This window comes from Sphingomonas sp. UYAg733 (genome assembly GCF_054057355.1).
The window spans coordinates 230,635-248,302 of sequence record NZ_JBSRZE010000003.1 but is presented as its reverse complement, the minus strand read 5'-3'; the positions used below and the strand labels follow the sequence as shown (position 1 = coordinate 248,302).

At 63.2% G+C, this 17,668-nt stretch carries 20 protein-coding genes and 1 tRNA gene; 9 read left to right on the top strand and 12 right to left on the bottom strand.

Features of this window, described 5'->3' with window-relative positions; genetic code table 11:
* Positions 1-36: 36 nt before the first annotated feature.
* The 7 genes from ACVWZA_RS08590 to ACVWZA_RS08560 all read right to left on the bottom strand — a co-directional run bounded on the left by ACVWZA_RS08590 (position 37) and on the right by ACVWZA_RS08560 (position 4,786).
* On the bottom strand, positions 37-1,173 hold the full coding sequence (locus ACVWZA_RS08590) for a zinc-binding dehydrogenase (RefSeq protein WP_457310773.1): 1,137 nt from the start codon (positions 1,171-1,173) through the stop codon (positions 37-39).
* A gap of 98 nt (positions 1,174-1,271) precedes the next feature.
* Positions 1,272-1,913 (bottom strand): ribosome biogenesis GTP-binding protein YihA/YsxC, encoded by a 642-nt coding sequence (gene yihA / locus ACVWZA_RS08585; protein ID WP_457310772.1) that lies wholly within the window; start codon positions 1,911-1,913, stop codon positions 1,272-1,274.
* Positions 1,910-3,613: a membrane protein insertase YidC gene (gene yidC, locus ACVWZA_RS08580; RefSeq protein ID WP_457310771.1), complete on the bottom strand. Its 1,704-nt coding sequence runs from the start codon at positions 3,611-3,613 to the stop codon at positions 1,910-1,912. Before yidC ends, yihA begins: the two co-directional genes overlap by 4 nt.
* A 62-nt stretch (positions 3,614-3,675) precedes the next feature.
* On the bottom strand, positions 3,676-3,888 hold the full coding sequence (yidD, locus tag ACVWZA_RS08575; protein WP_183112105.1) for a membrane protein insertion efficiency factor YidD: 213 nt from the start codon (positions 3,886-3,888) through the stop codon (positions 3,676-3,678).
* Positions 3,885-4,196: a ribonuclease P protein component gene (rnpA, locus tag ACVWZA_RS08570; protein WP_457310873.1), complete on the bottom strand. Its 312-nt coding sequence runs from the start codon at positions 4,194-4,196 to the stop codon at positions 3,885-3,887. Before rnpA ends, yidD begins: the two co-directional genes overlap by 4 nt.
* A 62-nt stretch (positions 4,197-4,258) precedes the next feature.
* Positions 4,259-4,393, bottom strand: coding sequence for a 50S ribosomal protein L34 (rpmH, locus tag ACVWZA_RS08565; RefSeq protein ID WP_010162954.1), 135 nt, complete (start codon positions 4,391-4,393; stop codon positions 4,259-4,261).
* 105 nt (positions 4,394-4,498) lie between these two features.
* The gene (locus tag ACVWZA_RS08560) at positions 4,499-4,786 is read right to left on the bottom strand and encodes a hypothetical protein (RefSeq protein ID WP_457310770.1); all 288 of its coding nucleotides are present in this window, start codon (positions 4,784-4,786) and stop codon (positions 4,499-4,501) included.
* 14 nt (positions 4,787-4,800) lie between these two features.
* Between ACVWZA_RS08560 and ACVWZA_RS08555 the strand changes: the two genes are divergently transcribed.
* The 3 genes from ACVWZA_RS08555 to ACVWZA_RS08545 all read left to right on the top strand — a co-directional run bounded on the left by ACVWZA_RS08555 (position 4,801) and on the right by ACVWZA_RS08545 (position 8,153).
* A complete protein-coding gene (locus ACVWZA_RS08555; RefSeq protein ID WP_457310769.1) occupies positions 4,801-5,295 on the top strand; it encodes a DoxX family protein in 495 nt (164 codons plus the stop codon).
* A gap of 162 nt (positions 5,296-5,457) precedes the next feature.
* Positions 5,458-6,966 carry a YifB family Mg chelatase-like AAA ATPase gene (locus ACVWZA_RS08550; protein WP_457310768.1) on the top strand — a complete coding sequence of 503 codons (1,509 nt, stop codon included), beginning with the start codon at positions 5,458-5,460 and terminating at the stop codon, positions 6,964-6,966.
* A gap of 641 nt (positions 6,967-7,607) precedes the next feature.
* Positions 7,608-8,153 carry a DUF805 domain-containing protein gene (locus tag ACVWZA_RS08545; RefSeq protein WP_457310767.1) on the top strand — a complete coding sequence of 182 codons (546 nt, stop codon included), beginning with the start codon at positions 7,608-7,610 and terminating at the stop codon, positions 8,151-8,153.
* 89 nt (positions 8,154-8,242) lie between these two features.
* On the opposite strand, the gene ACVWZA_RS08540 is transcribed toward ACVWZA_RS08545, so the two are convergent.
* Positions 8,243-8,318: transfer RNA gene (locus ACVWZA_RS08540), tRNA-Ala, on the bottom strand.
* Between the two features lie 45 nt (positions 8,319-8,363).
* On the bottom strand, positions 8,364-8,630 hold the full coding sequence (locus ACVWZA_RS08535) for a hypothetical protein (RefSeq protein WP_457310766.1): 267 nt from the start codon (positions 8,628-8,630) through the stop codon (positions 8,364-8,366).
* Between ACVWZA_RS08535 and ACVWZA_RS08530 the strand changes: the two genes are divergently transcribed.
* Entirely contained in the window at positions 8,595-8,672 is a 78-nt protein-coding gene (locus ACVWZA_RS08530) for a hypothetical protein (protein WP_457310872.1), read from the top strand. The genes ACVWZA_RS08535 and ACVWZA_RS08530 overlap by 36 nt on opposite strands.
* A gap of 301 nt (positions 8,673-8,973) precedes the next feature.
* Here the strand turns inward: ACVWZA_RS08530 and ypfJ are convergent, their stop codons facing one another.
* The gene (gene ypfJ, locus ACVWZA_RS08525) at positions 8,974-9,879 is read right to left on the bottom strand and encodes a KPN_02809 family neutral zinc metallopeptidase (RefSeq protein WP_457310765.1); all 906 of its coding nucleotides are present in this window, start codon (positions 9,877-9,879) and stop codon (positions 8,974-8,976) included.
* A gap of 169 nt (positions 9,880-10,048) precedes the next feature.
* On the opposite strand from ypfJ, the gene ACVWZA_RS08520 reads away from it, so the two are divergent.
* The 3 genes from ACVWZA_RS08520 to ACVWZA_RS08510 all read left to right on the top strand — a co-directional run bounded on the left by ACVWZA_RS08520 (position 10,049) and on the right by ACVWZA_RS08510 (position 12,774).
* A complete protein-coding gene (locus tag ACVWZA_RS08520) occupies positions 10,049-11,194 on the top strand; it encodes a patatin-like phospholipase family protein (RefSeq protein WP_457310764.1) in 1,146 nt (381 codons plus the stop codon).
* A 31-nt stretch (positions 11,195-11,225) separates the two neighbouring features.
* Positions 11,226-12,011, top strand: coding sequence for a 3-hydroxybutyrate dehydrogenase (locus tag ACVWZA_RS08515; RefSeq protein WP_457310763.1), 786 nt, complete (start codon positions 11,226-11,228; stop codon positions 12,009-12,011).
* Between the two features lie 133 nt (positions 12,012-12,144).
* Complete coding sequence (locus ACVWZA_RS08510) at positions 12,145-12,774, top strand: DUF4893 domain-containing protein (RefSeq protein WP_457310762.1); 630 nt, start codon at positions 12,145-12,147, stop codon at positions 12,772-12,774.
* On the opposite strand, the gene ACVWZA_RS08505 is transcribed toward ACVWZA_RS08510, so the two are convergent.
* A complete protein-coding gene (locus tag ACVWZA_RS08505) occupies positions 12,767-13,729 on the bottom strand; it encodes a cation diffusion facilitator family transporter (protein ID WP_457310761.1) in 963 nt (320 codons plus the stop codon). The two genes, ACVWZA_RS08510 and ACVWZA_RS08505, sit on opposite strands and share 8 nt — an antisense overlap.
* A gap of 320 nt (positions 13,730-14,049) precedes the next feature.
* Here ACVWZA_RS08505 and ACVWZA_RS08500 point away from each other — a divergent pair, with 320 nt between their 5' ends.
* Both ACVWZA_RS08500 and ACVWZA_RS08495 read left to right on the top strand, forming a co-directional pair.
* Entirely contained in the window at positions 14,050-15,438 is a 1,389-nt protein-coding gene (locus tag ACVWZA_RS08500) for a helix-turn-helix domain-containing protein (protein WP_457310760.1), read from the top strand.
* A 100-nt stretch (positions 15,439-15,538) separates the two neighbouring features.
* Entirely contained in the window at positions 15,539-16,999 is a 1,461-nt protein-coding gene (locus tag ACVWZA_RS08495) for a S41 family peptidase (RefSeq protein WP_457310759.1), read from the top strand.
* Between the two features lie 40 nt (positions 17,000-17,039).
* Here ACVWZA_RS08495 and ACVWZA_RS08490 read toward each other — a convergent pair whose 3' ends face one another.
* A complete protein-coding gene (locus tag ACVWZA_RS08490) occupies positions 17,040-17,471 on the bottom strand; it encodes a hypothetical protein (protein ID WP_457310758.1) in 432 nt (143 codons plus the stop codon).
* Positions 17,472-17,668: the final 197 nt, after the last annotated feature.

The window sequence follows — 17,668 nt, the reverse complement described above, 5'->3', positions numbered from 1 at the left end:
CAACACCGGCAGCGCCGATGGGGCCGCCCGATCAGATCAGCCCGCTAGCCCCTTGCTCGGGTTGATCAGGAACTTCTCGCCGGTCGCCTTCTTCGCGTATGCCGCGATGATATCGGGCTGCAGCGCTTCGGCGAGCGAGATTTCCGAGGTGTAGTGGCTGGCGAAGGTGGTGGTAAGTTCGGCGGCGACGCGCGCGCGCATGCGCTTGCCGACCTCGGGTCCGGCCTTCATCAGGAAATAGGTCAGCAGGAAACCGCCAATGCCCCAGGCCATGCCGGTGTTGCGGCCGATCTCTGTCGGGCGCAGGTCGAGCACGCCATAGATATAGACCTGCTTGTGCGTGGTCGAGCCATAACGGCTGTAATCGGTCATTTTCCGCGTCGCGGCAACTTCCATTGCGGCGATGATCTGGCCGGCGAGCGGGCCGCCGCCGACCGCGTCGAACGCCAGTGTCGCGCCGGTTTCCATCAGCGCATCGATCAGCTTGGCGCGGAAATCGGGTGCGGTGCTGTCGACGACATATTTCGCACCGATATCGGTCAGGATCTTCGCCTGGGCTTCACTGCGCACGATGTTCACCAGCGGCACGCCATCGGCGATGCAGATTCGGTTGAGCATCTGACCGAGGTTTGACGCGGCGGCGGTGTGGACCAAGGCGGTATGACCCTCGGCGCGCGTGGTTTCGACCATGGCGAGCGCGGTCAGCGGATTTACGAAGCAGGATGCGCCCTGCGCGGCGGTGGTACCCTCCGGCAGGGCCAGCGCGTCCGACGCTTTCATTACGCGGTACTGCGAATACATCGACCCACCGAGCAGCGCGACGGTGCGGCCGATCAGATGCTTGGCGTCGTCCCCGGCATCGACCACGATTCCGGCGCCTTCATTGCCCACTGCCATCGCTTCGCCAAGCCGCGCCTGGAGCGAGGGGAGGATCGCCGGGGCGACCGATGCGGTCACGGTCGGGCGATCGGCAGTGCCGCCGGCCTGGATCGTCGACAGATCGGCTGGCCCGAGCAGCAGGCCGAGGTCGGAAGGGTTGAGCGGCGACGCCTCGATCCGCACGACGACCTGGTCAGCACGCGGTGCGGGAATTGCGACATCGTCGAGCGACAGGCGCAGTTCGCCCTCGGGCGTGATCAACGAGCTGAGCTGGAGTCCGGTGGTGATGGTCATCGCAAATCTCTCCCAATATTTGGGTGGCGATATGCAACGTATAACGACCGAGTGCGAGAGTGAATCGGCATTCGACCTTCATTAGGGCCGCTAAACCCTCAGCCGATCGCTTCCAGCACAGCGGCGCGCAATTCCGGAATACCCAGGCCCGTTTCGCTCGACGTCTCGAGGATATCGGGGTGCGCCGCCGGCCGCTTGCGCACCTCCTCCGCCGTCCTGGCGGCGACTTCGGCCAGTTCGGTCGGCTTGATCTTGTCGGCCTTGGTCAGGACCAGACGATAGCTGACCGCCGCCTTGTCGAGCATCTCCATGATCTCGCGATCGACTTCCTTAATGCCGTGGCGCGCATCGATCAGCACCAGTGCGCGTTTCAATTCCTGCCGGCCGCGCAGGAAGTCGTTGACCAGGAAGCGCCACTTCTTGACCATGTCCTTCGGCGCCTTGGCAAAGCCGTAGCCGGGCATGTCAACCAGTCGAAAGGCGAGCGGTTCGCCGACATCGAAGAAGTTCAGCTCCTGCGTCCGCCCCGGCGTGTTCGACGTGCGGGCGAGCGCGTTGCGCCCGGTCAGCGCGTTGAGCAGCGACGACTTGCCGACATTCGAGCGCCCCGCGAACGCGACCTCGGGCACGGTCGCGTCCGGAATGAACTGCAGCGTGGGCGCAGACTTCAGGAACGCGACCGGGCCGGCAAAGGTCTTGCGCGCGGTCTCGATCAGTTCGGGGTCGAAAGCTTCGGTCACTTTACAGGGGCTTCCTTCAACGCCGGATGTCGCGAATAGAGCAGCTTCTGCTGCAGGATCGTCAACACGTTCGACGTGATCCAATAGACCTGCAGCCCGACCGCGAACGGCGCCATCACGAACATCAGCACCCAGGGCATGATCGCAAAGACCTGCTTCTGGGTCTCGTCCATCGGGGCCGGGTTGAGCTTGAACTGGAAGTACATCGAGATGCCAAGCAGGATCGGGATCACGCCGATCGCCAGGAACGCCGGCGGCGTGAAGGCGAGGTAACCAAACAGGTTGAGCGGCGTCAGCGGATCGTGCGCCGACAGATCCTTGATCCACAGGATGAACGGCTGGTGACGCATTTCGATGGTCAGCAGCAGCACCTTGTACAGCGCGTAGAAGATCGGGATCTGCAGGAAGGTCGGCAGGCAACCGGCAAGCGGATTGACCTTCTCCGTCTTGTACAGCGCCATGACCTCCTGCTGCTGGCGCGGCTTATCGTCCTTGTAGCGTTCCTGCAGCGCCTTCATCTTGGGTTGCAAGGCGCGCATCGACGCCATCGAGGCGAACTGCTTCTGCGCGATCGGGAACATCAGGCCGCGGATCGTGACCGTCAGCAGGATGATCGCGAGGCCGAAATTGCCGACCATCTGGAACAGCCAGTGGAGGTAGTAGAAAATCGGCTTCTCGACGATGCGGAACCAGCCCCAGTCGATGCCGTGATCGAACAGCGCGATGCCTTCGTTGTCGGTGTAGCGGTCGAGCAGCTTCACTTCCTTCGCGCCGGCGAAGAAGCGCGAGGTCTGGGTGATCGCGGTGCCCGGCTGAATGAGGCGCGGGGTGACCGAATAGTCCGCCTGATAGGCCTTGTTGGGGCCGGGGCGGAACTGACCGTCGAACGGCACCGCCTGATCGGGGACCAAGGCGGTCAGCCAATATTTATCGGTGAAACCGAGCCAGCCGGCGGTGGTACTGAACTTTTGCGGGCCGGCATCGACGTCGCTGAAATTGACGTCGTAATGTGCGCCCCCATTATGCGCCGACATCGGGCCGATCTGCACTGTCCACGTGTCGGGATCGTGGAACACGCCGATGCGGTTGATCAGGCCATAGGCGGCGACCGGGACCGGCGCGGCGCCAGCATTGGCGACAGTCTGGCGCACGGTGAACATATAGCCGTCATCGACCGAAATCTGGATACGGAAACGCTGGCCGTTCGCGTTGGCGGCATCGAGCGTGACCGGCTTGCCGATCGACAGAACATCGCCGGTCGCCTTCCAGATCGTGTCCGATGCGGGCGGCTTCAACCCGTCGTCGCGCCACCCGAAACCGGCAAAATAAGCGCCGCCGGTGCCCGACGGTGAGAGCAGGCGGATTGGTGGCGAATTCTTGTCTATGGTTTCCTTGTAGGTGACCAGCACCAGGTCATCGATCCGCGCGCCCTTCAGGTTGATCGAGCCCTTGAGCGTGGGCGTGTCGATGCGCACTCGTGGGCTTTCGCTCAGCACGGCATTGCGATCGCGCACCGCGGCAGCGCCATCGGCGGCGGGGTCCGCGCCAGGATTGGGCACGACCTTGGTCTGGCCGCCCTCGATCTTGGTGACCGGCGGGTTTGCCGCGGGGAAGAAGTGGCTCTGCAGGAATTGCGAGCCGAACAGGATCACCGCCGCGATCACCGCGAACAGGATGAAGTTCTTGTTGTCGTTGTTCACCGCGCTTGGATCCCGATCATATTGGCCCGACTATATTGGGTGTCTGTCACTGAAGCTGAATTTCACGGAACGGGATCATAACCGGACCCGCCCCAGGGATGGCACCGCGAAATCCGCCGTGCCGCCAGCCACCCGCCCTTCAGCGCGCCATAGCGGCGAAGCGCCTCGATTGCATAGGCCGAACAAGAGGGAGCGTAGCGGCAGGTCGGCGGCAATATCGCCGAAGGACCGATCTGCCAGGCGCGCGCCAGCCCGATGAGCAGTTTCGCGATCACCGCTTTATCTTTGCCAGCGCTTTGCCGAGCTCGGTGCGGAGCTGGCCATAATCGCGCTCGATCCCGCCATTGCGGCCGATCAGCACATGATCGGCGCCGCGAATGCCTGATTCGGGTAGCAGGTCACGCGCCAGCGCGCGCAGGCGCCGCTTCATGCGATTGCGTACCACCGCGTTGCCGATTTTCTTGGTTACGGTGTAGCCGATTCGCATCGTCGCATCACCGTCGTCGCGATCGCGCACGAGCAGGACGAAGCCCGGCATCGGTGCACGTTTGCCGGCGTTCGCCGCAAGAAAGTCGCGACGAATCGCAAGGGTCTTGATCCCGGCGTCGCCGACGGCCTTGATCCCGGCGTCGCCAGCAGAAGGTGTCAGGCCGACAGCTTCTTGCGGCCGCGATTGCGGCGGGCGCGGATCACGTTGCGGCCGCCCGGGGTCGCCATGCGCGAGCGGAAACCGTGACGACGGGCGCGCACGAGGTTGCTCGGTTGAAAGGTCCGCTTCATCGGTCATTCCCTAAAATTCTAAACCCGGAGGGTATTCTGAATATAAAAGGGCCGCCACAGGGACGGCCTTGAAGGCGGTGCCCATAGGCAAAGCCGTGTCACAAGTCAACGTGGAGCGTCCCGTTCGGCGCGCGATCGACGGCGTGCACTGCTCGCCCGACGCAGGCCGCGATCGGCGAGATCGCCTGCCGTGGGCCAGCGCCGCTTCGCGCCGACAAACTGTCGCTTCGCCCAGTGCGAGTTGCGCAGCATCAAGGCAAGCCCTGCGGCGAACACGACCACGCCGCCCGGACCGGGCACGAGCCCGACTACCGGCGCGACGACGACCAGCGCGACGCCGAGCGAGAACAGGCCGGTGCGCACCATGGGGTTGCGAGGATTGGCGTCGGTCATGATCGGGATATGGTATGGCTGTATTGCTCTTGCAAGACACCGCCGTGAACGGCTTGCGCATCTATTGCCGGGACGGGACATATCTGACAGCAAATGGCGGCGGGCATTTTAATTCTATCACGCTGCCTCAGGCACTCGTCATCGCGCGGATCATGACCGCGATCTTCTTCATGGCGCACGCCGTCGTGCGGATACTGAACGGGACGATCCCGCGTTTCGGCGGCTTCATTGAGAATGCCGGCTTTCCTCAGGGCATTACGGTAGTCTGGCTGATCACGCTGTCCGAGCTGATCGCCGGCACGATGCTGATCCTCGGCTTTTATGTGCGCTGGGCGGCGGTGCCGCTGTTCGTGATCGCCGGCACCGGGATCGTGCTGATCCATCGTCACCAGGGCTGGTTCGTCGGTGAGCATGGTACGGGCGGCAGCGAATATAGCGTGGCGCTGATGGTCCTGCTGCTGGTCGTCGCGGCCGCGGATCGTTCCGGCGGAACGAAGGCGTCGGCGTAGAGCGTTCAAGCTGAATTGATCCACCATGCTCGGAGGATGATTCCAGCCAAACCGATACTGCCGAGCAGCGCCGAACCGGCAACTGCTTTTCCGCTCGGGTGCTTTTTTGTTCCGCTTCGCCACAAAGCCGTTACCAGTGGCAATGATTGCGGGGAGGGGTGGATGATTTCGGTCGTGTCGACGGTAGCGTATCTCGGGCTTGAGGCGCGTGCGGTCGAGGTTCAGGTGCAGCTTATCCCGGGATTGCCTGCCTTTCATGTCGTTGGGCTTGGCGACAAGGCAGTGGCGGAAAGCCGCGAGCGCGTGCGCGGCGCGATCGCCGCGATGGGCCTGTCGCTGCCGCCCAAGCGCATCGTCGTCAACATGTCGCCCGCCGATCTGCCTAAGGAAGGGTCGCATTTCGACCTGGCCATCGCGCTCGCGCTGCTCGGCGCGATGGGCGTGGTCGATGCCGAGACGCTGGCCGATTATGTCGTGGTCGGCGAACTCGGGCTCGACGCGCGGATCGCGCCGTCGCCCGGTGTGCTGCTCGCCGCGCTGCACGCGTCCGAGATCGGCAAAGGGTTGATTTGCCCGGCGGCGCAGGGCGCGGAGGCAGCATGGGCCGGGTCGATCCAGGTGGTCGCGGCGCCCGACATCCTGTCGTTGCTCAACCATTTCAAAGGACATGGCCTGCTTCCGGCGGTGGAACCGGGCGAAGCGGAGGAGGTCGCTTATGGCCCTGACCTTGCCCAGGTGAAGGGCCAGGAGACCGCCAAGCGCGCGCTGGAGATCGCGGCGGCGGGCGGGCATAATCTGGTGATGGTCGGTCCTCCCGGCGCGGGCAAGTCGCTGATGGCGGCGTGCCTGCCGGGCATACTTCCACCGCTCGACCCGGCGGAAGCGTTGGAAGTTTCGATGGTGGCGAGTGTGGCCGGCACGCTCAACGGCGGCCGATTGACCCGCACGCGGCCGTTCCGCGCGCCGCATCATTCGGCGTCGATGGCGGCGCTGGTCGGCGGCGGGCTGAAAGTGAAACCGGGCGAGGTCAGCCTCGCGCATCTCGGCGTATTGTTCCTCGACGAGCTGCCCGAATTCCAGCGCGCGGTGCTCGATTCGCTGCGCCAGCCGCTTGAGACAGGCACGGTCAGCGTGGCGCGCGCCAATGCCCATGTGACCTTCCCGGCGCGCGTCCAGCTGGTCGCGGCGATGAACCCGTGCCGTTGCGGCCATCTCGGCGATGCTTCGCTCGCCTGCTCCCGCGCGCCGCGCTGCGCATCGGACTATCAGGCCAAGGTATCGGGCCCGCTGCTCGACCGCATCGACCTGCATGTCGACGTCCAGGCGGTCAGCGCCGCCGACCTCGTCCTGCCGCCGCCCGCCGAAGGCTCGGCCGAAGTCCGCGCCCGCGTCGCGGCTGCTCGCGCGATCCAGGCGGCGCGCTACGCCGACCACCCGGTGCGCACTAATGCCGAGATCGACGGCACATTGTTGGAGGCGGTCGCGACACCCGACGAGCCGGGCCGCAAGCTGCTCGCCCAGGCCTCGGAAGCGATGCGACTGTCCGCACGCGGCTATACCCGCATCCTGCGCGTCGCCCGAACCATCGCCGATCTGGCCGGGAGCGAAGGAGTGGGGCGAATCCATATCGCCGAGGCGTTGAGCTATCGGCGGCAGGCGCCGCGCAATTAGGGCGGAACCGACCGCGCGCTTATTCCCGCGCATGATAGTGTGACGCCGCGCGGTAGTCGGGTGCTATCGCAGCGACCCGCTCAATCGCCTTGCGGACATAAGCGGGTTTAAAGGTCGAGGCGCGCGTTTCCATACCGGCGAGATAAATGGGGTCGAACGGCGTTTGAATCGCGCCATGCGACGGGGACGCGGGAGATATGTCACACCGTATTGAGACATATCCTTGGCACGGCACTGGTCGGTAACATGTTGATATTACTGAATATCAAGTCGGGCTACGCACCGGAGCACGCTGGTCACGATTCTTCATCACGAAGCGCTCCGCTTCGTGGCGGCCGTTCCGACGTCCACGGCACGGACCATCATGACCCTCGGCTTTTCGCTCGGCACATTGCTCGGCGTGGTGTTCATCATCGTATGATCGTACGGGTAGGTTACGCCGCCCCAAGCGCTCCGGGGCCGGCATCGCGAAGCCGACTTGTACGCCGGCGGCGATGCGCTAGGCTGACCTTCCGTGCAGGGGCACGAGATGCAAGGCGAGGTCGCGACGGATTGCTGCTCTGACCGTTACGTCCATGGCATTTTCATCGACCGGCATCTTGTCGTCGATGAAATGGAGAAGGGCAAAAAGGGGAAACGACATGGAATGGATGATCCTGCCGCTCAAGAAATACTTCCAGTTCAGCGGCCGTTCGCGGCGCAAGGAATATTGGATGTGGGTACTGTTCGTATTTGTCGTCTATGTCGTGTTGAGCATCATCGATTCAGCGCTTGGCCTGGGTGGGCGAAGCTCGTTCGGTCCGAGTGGTGGCGCCAATCCTTACGGATCAGGTGCGGGCGTTGGCGCGTTCGTGTCCGGCGGGGTCCTGGCCAGCATCTTCGCGCTTGCCACGCTGGTTCCCGGTGTCGCGGTCAGTGTGCGGCGTCTGCATGATATCGACCGCACCGGCTGGTGGATTCTCGCGCCGGTCCTGCCCTATCTGCTCGGTGCGATCCTGTTGGTCGCCGGTGCGATGGGTGGCGGCGGCGCTCTGGCGATCCTTGGCGGGATTGCGATGTTCGTCGGTTTCGTCACCGCGATCGTCCTGCTCGTCTGGTATTGCATGAACGGCACCAAGGGGCCGAACCGTTTCGGCGAGGATCCGAAGGAAGACAGCGTCGAAACGCTTGCCGACACCTTTGCTTAAAACCGCTTTCCCGTCCCGCGGGATAAGCTTTGGCACTTGGAATTGGCCGATTTGGCGGGAACCGTCAGTCGGCCAATTGCCCGCTTGAATGGTGGAGCTGAGGGGAATCGAACCCCTGACCTCTGCAGTGCGATTGCAGCGCTCTCCCATCTGAGCTACAGCCCCGCTCCACCCCGGCCCCGGTCGGGATTGGGGCCGGAAATATCGCCTCTAGCGAGGCTTTTTCCGGGATGCAACCGGCTCTCCCACCATCATCATGAGCGTCAATGCGTCGAGCTGCGCGAAGCGGACGACGATGTGCGAGATGGTCCGGCCAGTGTATGAACAAAAGGCCTTTTCGGGCCTCTTCCTCACTGTCCAGGCGGCCGAACATATGGAAGCGGTCGGCTCCGCTGGCGAGATATCGGCACGGCCGACAAGGTACGCGGTTACCGCATCGTCATAACCAAAAACGATCAGGATGCCGGGTGGCGTCATCAATCGATCCCCTCGCGCTGGATCGAGAGCGTCGATGACTAGATCAAGGTGCGCAAGACCGCCGATGGGACAAGTCGCACTCGCAATGAGTAACGCAGCCAAGCGTTCTTCAATGAGGATCTGGATGGCGCCACCGACAACAGTAAGATCGACGACACAGGGGCACATACTGAACAGAAGCTTTTCGGGAGCTTATGGATCATCGGGCGCCCCGCTCTTGACGGAGAGGGTTAAGCGGGGCGGTAAGGGCGGCTACACCATTTCCCGTTTTCCATGTCGCGCGCCCTCTCCCCCGACCGGGAGAGGGTTTTCTTTCGTCACTCCATCTGAAGGTTTTCCAGAGTCAGACCGCGCCGCCGAACGTGTCGCAGGTGCGCGGGTCGCCGCTGTCGAGGCCGCGCTTGAGCCATGCCTGGCGTTGTGCCGAACTGCCATGGGTGAAGCTGTCGGGCACGACGCGACCTTGCGTCTCGCGCTGCAGCGTATCGTCGCCGATCGCTTGCGCCGCGGTCAGCCCTTCCTCCAGATCGCCCGGATCCATCCGGTCGCGATTGCGTGCGGCCCATACCCCGGCATAGCAATCCGCCTGCAGTTCGAGCTTGACCGAGAGGGCGTTGCCTTCGGTCCGGCTGCTCCGCTGCATTGCCGACTGGACCTTATCGGAAGTGCCGAGCAGGTTCTGGATGTGGTGGCCGAACTCATGCGCGATGACATAGTTCTGTGCAAAGTCGCCCTTTGCCCCGAAGCGATCGGAAAGCTCCGCGAAGAAACTGGTATCGAGATAAATGCCCTGGTCGCTTGGGCAGTAGAACGGCCCCATCGCCGATTGCGCCGCTCCGCAGCCCGACTGACCCTCGCCGCCGAAGAAAACGAGCTTGGGCGCGCGAAACTGGCTGCCGAGCAATTGCTTCCAGGTCGTGTCGGCCGAACTGAACGCGTTGCACGCGGCGCGGGCCGAGGCGTCGGTCGTGCAGGCGGCGGCGGCCGCACCGTCGGCAACGCGCGGCTGTGGCTGGCCGACCTGTGCGGTCGGGGCGGAGAGTTGCGATAGGCTGCCCAGCCCGCCGCTGAAGAAGAACATCACCGCGATCAGGACCGCGACGCCGGCGCAGCCGAAGCGGCTGAACACCAGCGGGATCAACCCGAGCAGCATACCGCCGCCACCGCCGCCGCCGAGGTTGAAGCCGCCGCCACCCCGGCCGCGTTGATCCTCGACATTGATATTGGGATCGAAATCGTCGAGCCGCATGGCGAATGCCCCGTTCGTTGCCGTTACGGCATGAATGCGCGGGCGGCGCGGTGGTTGCAAGGCTTTGCCGTTCCGACATGATTTCGGGTTCTCGCGATTGCGCGAAACGTGACGGCGATTTCATTAAACTGTCGTTGAACCGACGGTCTTGGCGGCCCATGTCTTGGCGATGGTCGATATCGAACCCGCCCCGAAGCCGCGCCGTCAGGCCAAGGCGATGCCGCTGCCCGAAAACGTGGCGCTGGTGCTGCAGGGCGGCGGCGCGCTTGGCAGTTATCAGGCCGGCGTGATCGAAGAGCTGGCGGAAAGCGGAATCGCGATCGACTGGGTTGCGGGTATTTCGATCGGTGCGGTCAACGCCGCGATCGTCGCGGGCAATCCGCCCGAACGCCGGGTAGAGCGGCTCAACAGATTCTGGGACACGGTCACCGGCTATCTGCCGAGCTTTCCGATCTTTCCCAACGATCATGTGCGTGAGTTCGTGCACGAATGGTCGGCCGGTTTCGTCGCGATGACCGGCGTCCCCGGTTTCTTCACGCCGCGCATGATCTCTCCAGCTTTCGCCACGCCGGGCACCCCGGAGGCGCTCAGCTTCTACGATTCCGCACCGCTCAGGAAGACGCTCGATTCACTGATTGACTGGGAATTGCTCAACCATGGCCCGGTGCGGCTGTCGGTCGGCGCGGTCGATGTCGAGAGCGGCAATTTCAACTATTTCGACACCAAAGACGGCCCGCTTGACGCGCGCCATATCATGGCGTCCGGTGCGTTGCCGCCGGGACTGCCGCCGATCGAGATCGACGGGCGGATGTGGTGGGACGGCGGCCTGGTATCGAACACGCCGCTGACTCATGTGCTCGATCATCAAAGCGGCGAATTGCTGGTGTTCCAGGTCGATCTCTTTTCCGCCACCACGGAAAAGATGAAGACGATCATGGACGTCATGGCGCGCGAAAAGGAAATCCGTTTTTCCAGCCGGACACGCCAGGTGTCGTCGCAGCTGATGCGCATGCGGCAGGACCGCGAAGCGATCCGCAAGGTGCTCGCGAAACTGCCCAAGGAAATGCGCAGCGACCTCGACGTCGTCGCGTTGGCGGCCCGTGCGGCGGAGGATCCGGTCAATCTCGTCCATCTGATCTACCGCGCCAACGCCTGGGAAGGTGGCAGCCGCGACTTCGAATTCTCCGCGCGGACGATGCGCGAACATTGGCACGCCGGCCGTGAGGCGGTGAACGAAACCATGGCGAACGCACGGCTGGTCGCGGAGAATATCCAGACCGGCAAGAGCGCCGCGTTCGATCTCACGGCACGATAAAATCCGGATGATGGCAACAAGGAGTTTCCCGATGTTTCTCAAAGGCAAAAGCGCGATCGTCACCGGGTCCACATCGGGCATCGGGCTGGCATATGCGAAGGCGTTCGCGGCCGAGGGCGCGAGCGTGGTGATCAACGGCTTCGGCGATGCGGCAGAGATCGAGAAGGAACGCGCCGCGCTGGAGGCGACCAGCGGCGCCACGGCGCTCTACGATGCCGCCGACATGACCAGGCCCGACCAGATCGCGGCGATGGTCGCGCGCTGCCATGCCGAAATTGGCGGCCCCGATATCATCGTCAACAATGCCGGTATCCAGCACGTCGCCAGAATCGAAGATTTCCCGGCCGACAAGTTCGAGGCGATCATCAAGATCAACCTGACCTCCGCCTGGTATCTGATCCAGGCCGCAGTGCCGCATATGAAAGCGGCGAAATGGGGTCGGATCATCTCGACCGCCTCGGCCCATTCGCTCGTCGCGTCGCCCAACAAATCGGCTTATGTGATGGCCAAGCACGGCATCGCCGGCCTGACCAAGACGATCGCGCTCGAGACCGCGACCGATGGCATTACCGTCAATTGCATCTCGCCCGGTTATGTCTGGACGCCGCTGGTCGAGGGTCAGATTCCCGACACGATGAAGGCGCGTGGCCTGACGCGCGAGCAAGTGATCAACGACGTGCTGCTCGATGCACAGCCGACCAAGGAATTCGTGACACCGGAGCAAGTCGCCGCCTTCGCGCTGTTCCTGTGCGGCGATTCCGCCAAGTCCATCACCGGCGCGAACCTGTCGATCGATGGCGGCTGGACGGCTGCCTGAGCCCAAGTCCGAATGGGTAAATGCCTGATATGGCATGGCAAGCCCCGTTATGGCTTGGCAAGGATCGTCAGACGTGGTTCGTTGGCCGGTAGAGGCCCGGAAAAACCGGGACGAAAAAACTGGTCGCGTTTGCATGATGAGATTGGGGTTGGGGTTGGCCGCTTGTGCGGCGCTGACGGCGTGCAGTGGCAAGGGCGATCGTCCCGCCGCCGCGGCGGCGCCCGTGGCGTTGGATTGGCGGCAAGTGGCGACCGATGCCGATCGCAACCGGTTGCGCAACTGGCGGCAGGCGTGGGTCGCTGCGCTGACCAAGGCGCGCGCGTCTGGGAATACTAAGGCGATCGCGGCCCAGGGCGAGTTGTTCGAGCCCGATCGTGCCTTGGCCGACGCCATGCCGCCATCGGGCGCCTATCGCTGTCGTGTGTTCAAACTTGGCGCCAATGGTACGGCGACGCGCGATTTCACCGCCTATCCGTGGTTCGAATGCCGCGTCGATGCCGAAGGCGAAGTGTCGAGTTTCTATAAGACCAGCGGATCGCAGCGCCCGGTGGGGCTGGTGTTTCGCGACGGCGATGTGCGCGGCGTATTTCTCGGCACGATGATGATCGGCGATGAGACCACAGCGCTCGACTATGGGCGCGACGCCGATCGCGACATGGCTGGACTGATCGAGCGGGTGGGGGACAGGCGCTGGCGGATCGTGTTGCCCTATCCGCGCTTCGAATCGATGCTCGACGTGGTTGAAATCGTGCCGGTTAGCTAGGCTTGGGCGCTTTCGCTTCGACGCTGATGCGCGGCGCGTTTTCGGCCTTTTCCGGGCGGATATAGATTGACGACAGCATCGGCTCGGCGGCCTTCAGGTCCGTCTCGATATTTTCGATCAGCGTCTCGGCCTCACCCATCGTCACGGTGTCGCAAAAATCAGCACTGATCGCGACAAAGATCGAATTGGGTGCGGTGTGGATGGTGCGGACATGGTTGACCGTGGTGATCGCCGGATAACTATCGACGATCGTGCGAACCCTGGCGACGATCGCGGCGTCGGCGCCTTCGCCGATCAACAAGCCTTTGGCTTCGCGCGCGAGAAGGGCCGCAACCAGCGCCAGCACCACGCCGATCGCGATCGAGGCGACACCGTCGAGCCGCGCATCGTTGAAATAATGGCTGGCCCAGATGCCGACCGCGGCAATGATCAGGCCGGCCAATGCCGCGCTGTCCTCGAACAATACGATAAAGCCGGCCGGGTCTTTCGACGCGCGAACCGACTGCCACCAGCCGACATCGCCTCGCGTTAGGTTGAATTCGCGCATTGCGATGAACCATGATGCCCCCTCCATTGCGAAGGCTACGCCGAGAACGACATAGTTGAGCGTCGGGCTGGACAGCGCGTCGGGTTGGACGAAATGCTCATAACCCTCATAGACCGAGATGCCCGCGCCGATCGCGAAGATCAGGATCGCGACGACGAACGCCCAGAAATAAAGCTCGCGACCATAACCGAACGGATGGTCCTCATCGGGTGGACGCTTGCCGCGATGCTGGCCGTAGAGCAGCAATATCTGGTTGAGACTGTCGACGACCGAGTGAAAACCCTCGGTCAGCATCGATGACGACCCCGAAATGCCCGCCGCAATGAACTTGGCGACCGCAATACCGAGATTGGCGGCGAGCGCGGCCAGGACGACCAGATTGGAGCCGCCTTTTTTCACTGTCGACATTGCGCGCTCCCTGGTGATCGACCGCCTTATGCGCCGGGCAGGGGGAGTGCCAATGGAAATGCCCGCCGCGATTGTACGCGGCGGGCATCCTTTCCTCCCCAGGAAACTCTCAAAGGCCGATGCTTGGGCGGTAGGAATTTTACAATCCGTTCAGCCGCCATCATCAAGCTGGGGGCGGAATTCGTATAAATTACCGGCATGTGCCAGCACCAACCGTTCTCATCGAAGGTCAAGTTGTGGTCGTTGCTTGGCCAAACGCTTGTGCTCTTGTAAAGATATGACAGTTAGCGCCGGGGCGCGAGTTCATGGAGTCGGGGATTATGGCGGATCGCAAGCTTTTTGCCGGACACGCGGTGCGACGGTTGCGGCGTCAGGCCGGGTTGACCCAGGCTGCGATGTCCGAGGTGCTGACGATCAGTCCGAGCTATCTCAACCTGGTCGAGAAGAATCAGCGACCCTTGTCGGCGTCGCTATTGGTCAAGCTCGCGGAATCATTCGATTTCGATCCACGCTCTCTGGCGGCGGGTGAGCCGGGCGGTGGCGAATCCGCGATCCGGCGGCGGCTGGCCGACCCGATTTTCGCCGATCTCGAGATCGACCGTAACGAGATCGAGGAATGGCTGGCGGGCGCACCCGGCGGCGCCGAAGCCTTTGCGCGCGCCTATGATCGGATCGGGGCGGGCGGCGAGGCTTTGGGAGCGGCGGCGGTCGATCCGGTCGCAGAAGTACGGCGCGAGATCGAGCGATGGCGCGGCCATTTCGCCGACCTCGATGGCGTGGCCGAAGGCGTGGCCGACGAACTGCGGCTCGGCGCGGGCGACCTCTATGGCGCGATCGCCGAGCGTTTGCGGGTCAAGCACCAGCTGACCATTCGCGTGTTGCCAATCGATGTCATGCCCGACCTGTTGCGCCGAACGGACCTGCATGCCCGGCAATTGCAGTTGAGCGAGACGCTTGATCCGGCATCCCGCACCTTTGCCGCCGCGTATCAACTCGCGCAGATCGAGGCGCGTGGTGAGATCGAAGCACTGGTCAAGGGTGCGGGGTTTGCCGAGCGGCCGGCGGAGCGGCTCTATCGCCGTCATCTGACCAGCTATTTCGCTGCGGCGGTGATGATGCCCTATGCCCGCTTTCTGCGCGCGTGCGAGGCGACTGGATATGATCTCGAACTGCTGCAGCGGCGCTTCGGCGCCGGGTTCGAACAGATCGCGCACCGGTTGACGACATTGCAGCGCGTCGGCGCGCGCGGCTTGCCGTTCTTCATGGTACGGATCGACCGGGCCGGACAGGCCTCGAAGCGCTTTTCGGGCGCGAGCGGTTCTCCTCTGGCGGAGACCGAGGGGCGGTGTCCCTTGTGGCGGCTGCACCATGCATTCGATCGCCCGGGCGCGCTCGCCGTACAACTGGTCGAGCTGGAGGATGCGACGCGCTGGCTTACCCTGGCGCGGACGGTGACGCCGCAGGGGCGGCGCTACGGTGCGGTCCCGGCGGAGTTCGCGGTTGGTATCGGTGTCGCGGCGGAGCATGCGGGCACGATGGCGGTCGCTCGCGGTATCGATTTGCGTGGTGAAGCGACGCCGATTGGCTTGGGCTGCCGGGCCTGCTTGCGCGGCGCATGTCCGCAGCGGTCGATGCCGCCGCACGGGCGCGTGCTGGCCATGAACGAACGCGAACGTGGCGTGAGCGCTTTCACTTTTGCTGGAGATTGATTGCCGTCGGGTGTGATGGGACCAATACGGAGGTGATGGTGATTTTTCGCGCTGACACCAGGTGGAAAACTGCTAGTTAGTCGAAATCGGGGAGAAAATCATGAAACGTCATCGGCTTGGCGCCATCCTAGGTATGGCTGCGATGTTGTCGGCTTGCGGCGGGAGCGGCACCGGCGTTACGGGTGGTTCAACAGGCGCGACGCCTACGCCTACGCCTACGCCGACCTCCACATCAACGCCAACCCCGACCGCAGGGACGTGCTCGCTGCGCGACCGGCAGGATTGGGCGGCGGCGCAGCTGCGCGAATGGTATCTTTTCCCGGAAACCTTGCCCGCCAGCCTCGACCCGTCACCTTACAGCACGGTCGATTCGTACATCGATGCGCTAACCGCAACTGCGCGCAGCCAGCGACGCGATCGATACTTCACCTATCTCACCTCGATCGCCGAAGAGAATGCGTTCTACGCATCGGGATCGAGCGCTGGCTTTGGCTTCCGCCTCGGCTTCGATCCTTCGAGCCGCCTGTTCATCGCAGAATCGTTCGAGAATGCCCCGGCGCAGCTTGCCGGAGCCGGGCGCGGTACCGAGATCGTGGCTATCGGCACGACCACCGCCAATCTTCGCTCGGTCAGCACGATCGTCGCCACCGACGGATCCAACGGCATCGTCGACGCGCTTGGCCCAGACACGGTGGGTACGGCACGCGTACTGCAATTGTCGGGCACCGGGGGCAATCGTACCGTGACCCTGACCAAGACCGAATATGACATTCAGCCCGTATCGCCGACCTATGGCGCGCAGGTGATAAACGATGGCGGTCGCAAGGTCGGCTATGTCAATCTGCGCACTTTCATCAGCACGGCGGATCCGGCGCTTCGTGCGGCTTTCGCCAATTTTCGTGCACAAGGTGTGACCGAGGTTATCGTCGATCTCCGTTACAATGGCGGCGGGTTGGTCTCGATCGCGGAGTTGTTCGGGGACTTGCTGGGGCGCAATCGGTCGACTTCAGACGTGCTGGGCTACACCACCTTCAGGCCCGAAAAATCGGCGGAAAATGATACACGTAATTTCATGACGCAGCCGGAATCGATTGCACCCGCCAAGATCGCCTTTATTGGCACCGGTGGAACAGCTTCGGCCAGTGAGTTCGTGATCAATGCGATGATCCCTTACCTCCATGCCAATGCGGGCCTGATCGGCACCAACACCTATGGCAAGCCGGTTGGCCAGATCGCGATCGATCGGTCGGCGTGTGATGATCGTTTTCGTATAATCGCCTTCGCGATACAGAATTCGGCACGTCAGGGGGCCTATTTTAATGGCCTTGCGGGGACGGCTGAGGCGAGCTGTCAGGCGCCCGACGACATCGGTTATCAACTCGGCGATCCGCGCGAGGCGTCTACGCGCCAGGCACTCGACTTCCTCGCCGGGCGAAGCTGTACGCCGATTTCGTCGGCGGTCGCGGCCGGCCAGCGGGCGCAATCGGGCGTTAGCAAGCGGGAATTGCTTATGCCGACGCGACCGAGCACCGCGCAGCGCGAAGTGCCGGGTCTGTTCTAAGTCGGATCGGACTTCATCTTCAGCACCGGGCCGTCAGTGCCTAGACAAGCAGCAACGCGAGCGGCAACGTCGTCCCGACAGCGAGCATGGCGAACGAAATCCGCCGCGTCGCGCGACTGGTGAGCGCGATCGTAAGGCCAAGGATGGTCGAAGCGATCAGCGCGATCGATAGCAATGTGACGAAGATCTGGAGCGGTAGCGTATTGGGTTTGGGCACGACCGGCTCCGCCACTGGCTTGGCGGTCGCCGCCGAAACCGCCCGCTTGGGCTTTTCGTGGGGGAGACGCTGGTCTTTGTGAAAACTCGCCATCCACACGATGGCAGCATTGGGTTTCCCACCGAGTGGGTTCTTATCCTGCAGACGAAAAGTCTGCAGCGCGCCGCTCAACGAAAAAAGCACGATCGCGGGAGCGAAGAACACGCCGAGATAGAGATGATATTGCCGGATGCGGCGTAGCGTCTGCTGCTTCATCCTTTCGGCGCTAGGTTGCGCGCGCCGAAGGGGCAAGCCCGTCGTTCCAAACCGCATTTGGATTCTTAGCATTTGAGGTGAGCCGGGCCGATGAGACGCGGTCACAGCTTCCGCTTCGCTGACGAACAGTGGTCTGGCATTCCTTCCGGCGATCAACTCAATGTCCATTCTGCGGAGCGATTTATCGATACGCATCG

Coding starts and splice junctions, on each gene's coding strand:
- ACVWZA_RS08490 (WP_457310758.1), bottom strand. CDS start 17,471: ATGAAGCAGCAGACGCTACGCCGCATCCGGCAATATCATCTCTATCTC.
- ACVWZA_RS08590 (WP_457310773.1), bottom strand. CDS start 1,173: ATGACCATCACCACCGGACTCCAGCTCAGCTCGTTGATCACGCCCGAG.
- ACVWZA_RS08505 (WP_457310761.1), bottom strand. CDS start 13,729: ATGTCGACAGTGAAAAAAGGCGGCTCCAATCTGGTCGTCCTGGCCGCG.
- ACVWZA_RS08515 (WP_457310763.1), top strand. CDS start 11,226: ATGTTTCTCAAAGGCAAAAGCGCGATCGTCACCGGGTCCACATCGGGC.
- ACVWZA_RS08510 (WP_457310762.1), top strand. CDS start 12,145: ATGATGAGATTGGGGTTGGGGTTGGCCGCTTGTGCGGCGCTGACGGCG.
- ypfJ (WP_457310765.1), bottom strand. CDS start 9,879: ATGCGGCTCGACGATTTCGATCCCAATATCAATGTCGAGGATCAACGC.
- ACVWZA_RS08495 (WP_457310759.1), top strand. CDS start 15,539: ATGAAACGTCATCGGCTTGGCGCCATCCTAGGTATGGCTGCGATGTTG.
- ACVWZA_RS08545 (WP_457310767.1), top strand. CDS start 7,608: ATGGAATGGATGATCCTGCCGCTCAAGAAATACTTCCAGTTCAGCGGC.
- ACVWZA_RS08550 (WP_457310768.1), top strand. CDS start 5,458: ATGATTTCGGTCGTGTCGACGGTAGCGTATCTCGGGCTTGAGGCGCGT.
- ACVWZA_RS08555 (WP_457310769.1), top strand. CDS start 4,801: ATGGCTGTATTGCTCTTGCAAGACACCGCCGTGAACGGCTTGCGCATC.
- ACVWZA_RS08560 (WP_457310770.1), bottom strand. CDS start 4,786: ATGACCGACGCCAATCCTCGCAACCCCATGGTGCGCACCGGCCTGTTC.
- rpmH (WP_010162954.1), bottom strand. CDS start 4,393: ATGAAGCGGACCTTTCAACCGAGCAACCTCGTGCGCGCCCGTCGTCAC.
- ACVWZA_RS08520 (WP_457310764.1), top strand. CDS start 10,049: ATGGTCGATATCGAACCCGCCCCGAAGCCGCGCCGTCAGGCCAAGGCG.
- ACVWZA_RS08535 (WP_457310766.1), bottom strand. CDS start 8,630: ATGACGCCACCCGGCATCCTGATCGTTTTTGGTTATGACGATGCGGTA.
- ACVWZA_RS08500 (WP_457310760.1), top strand. CDS start 14,050: ATGGCGGATCGCAAGCTTTTTGCCGGACACGCGGTGCGACGGTTGCGG.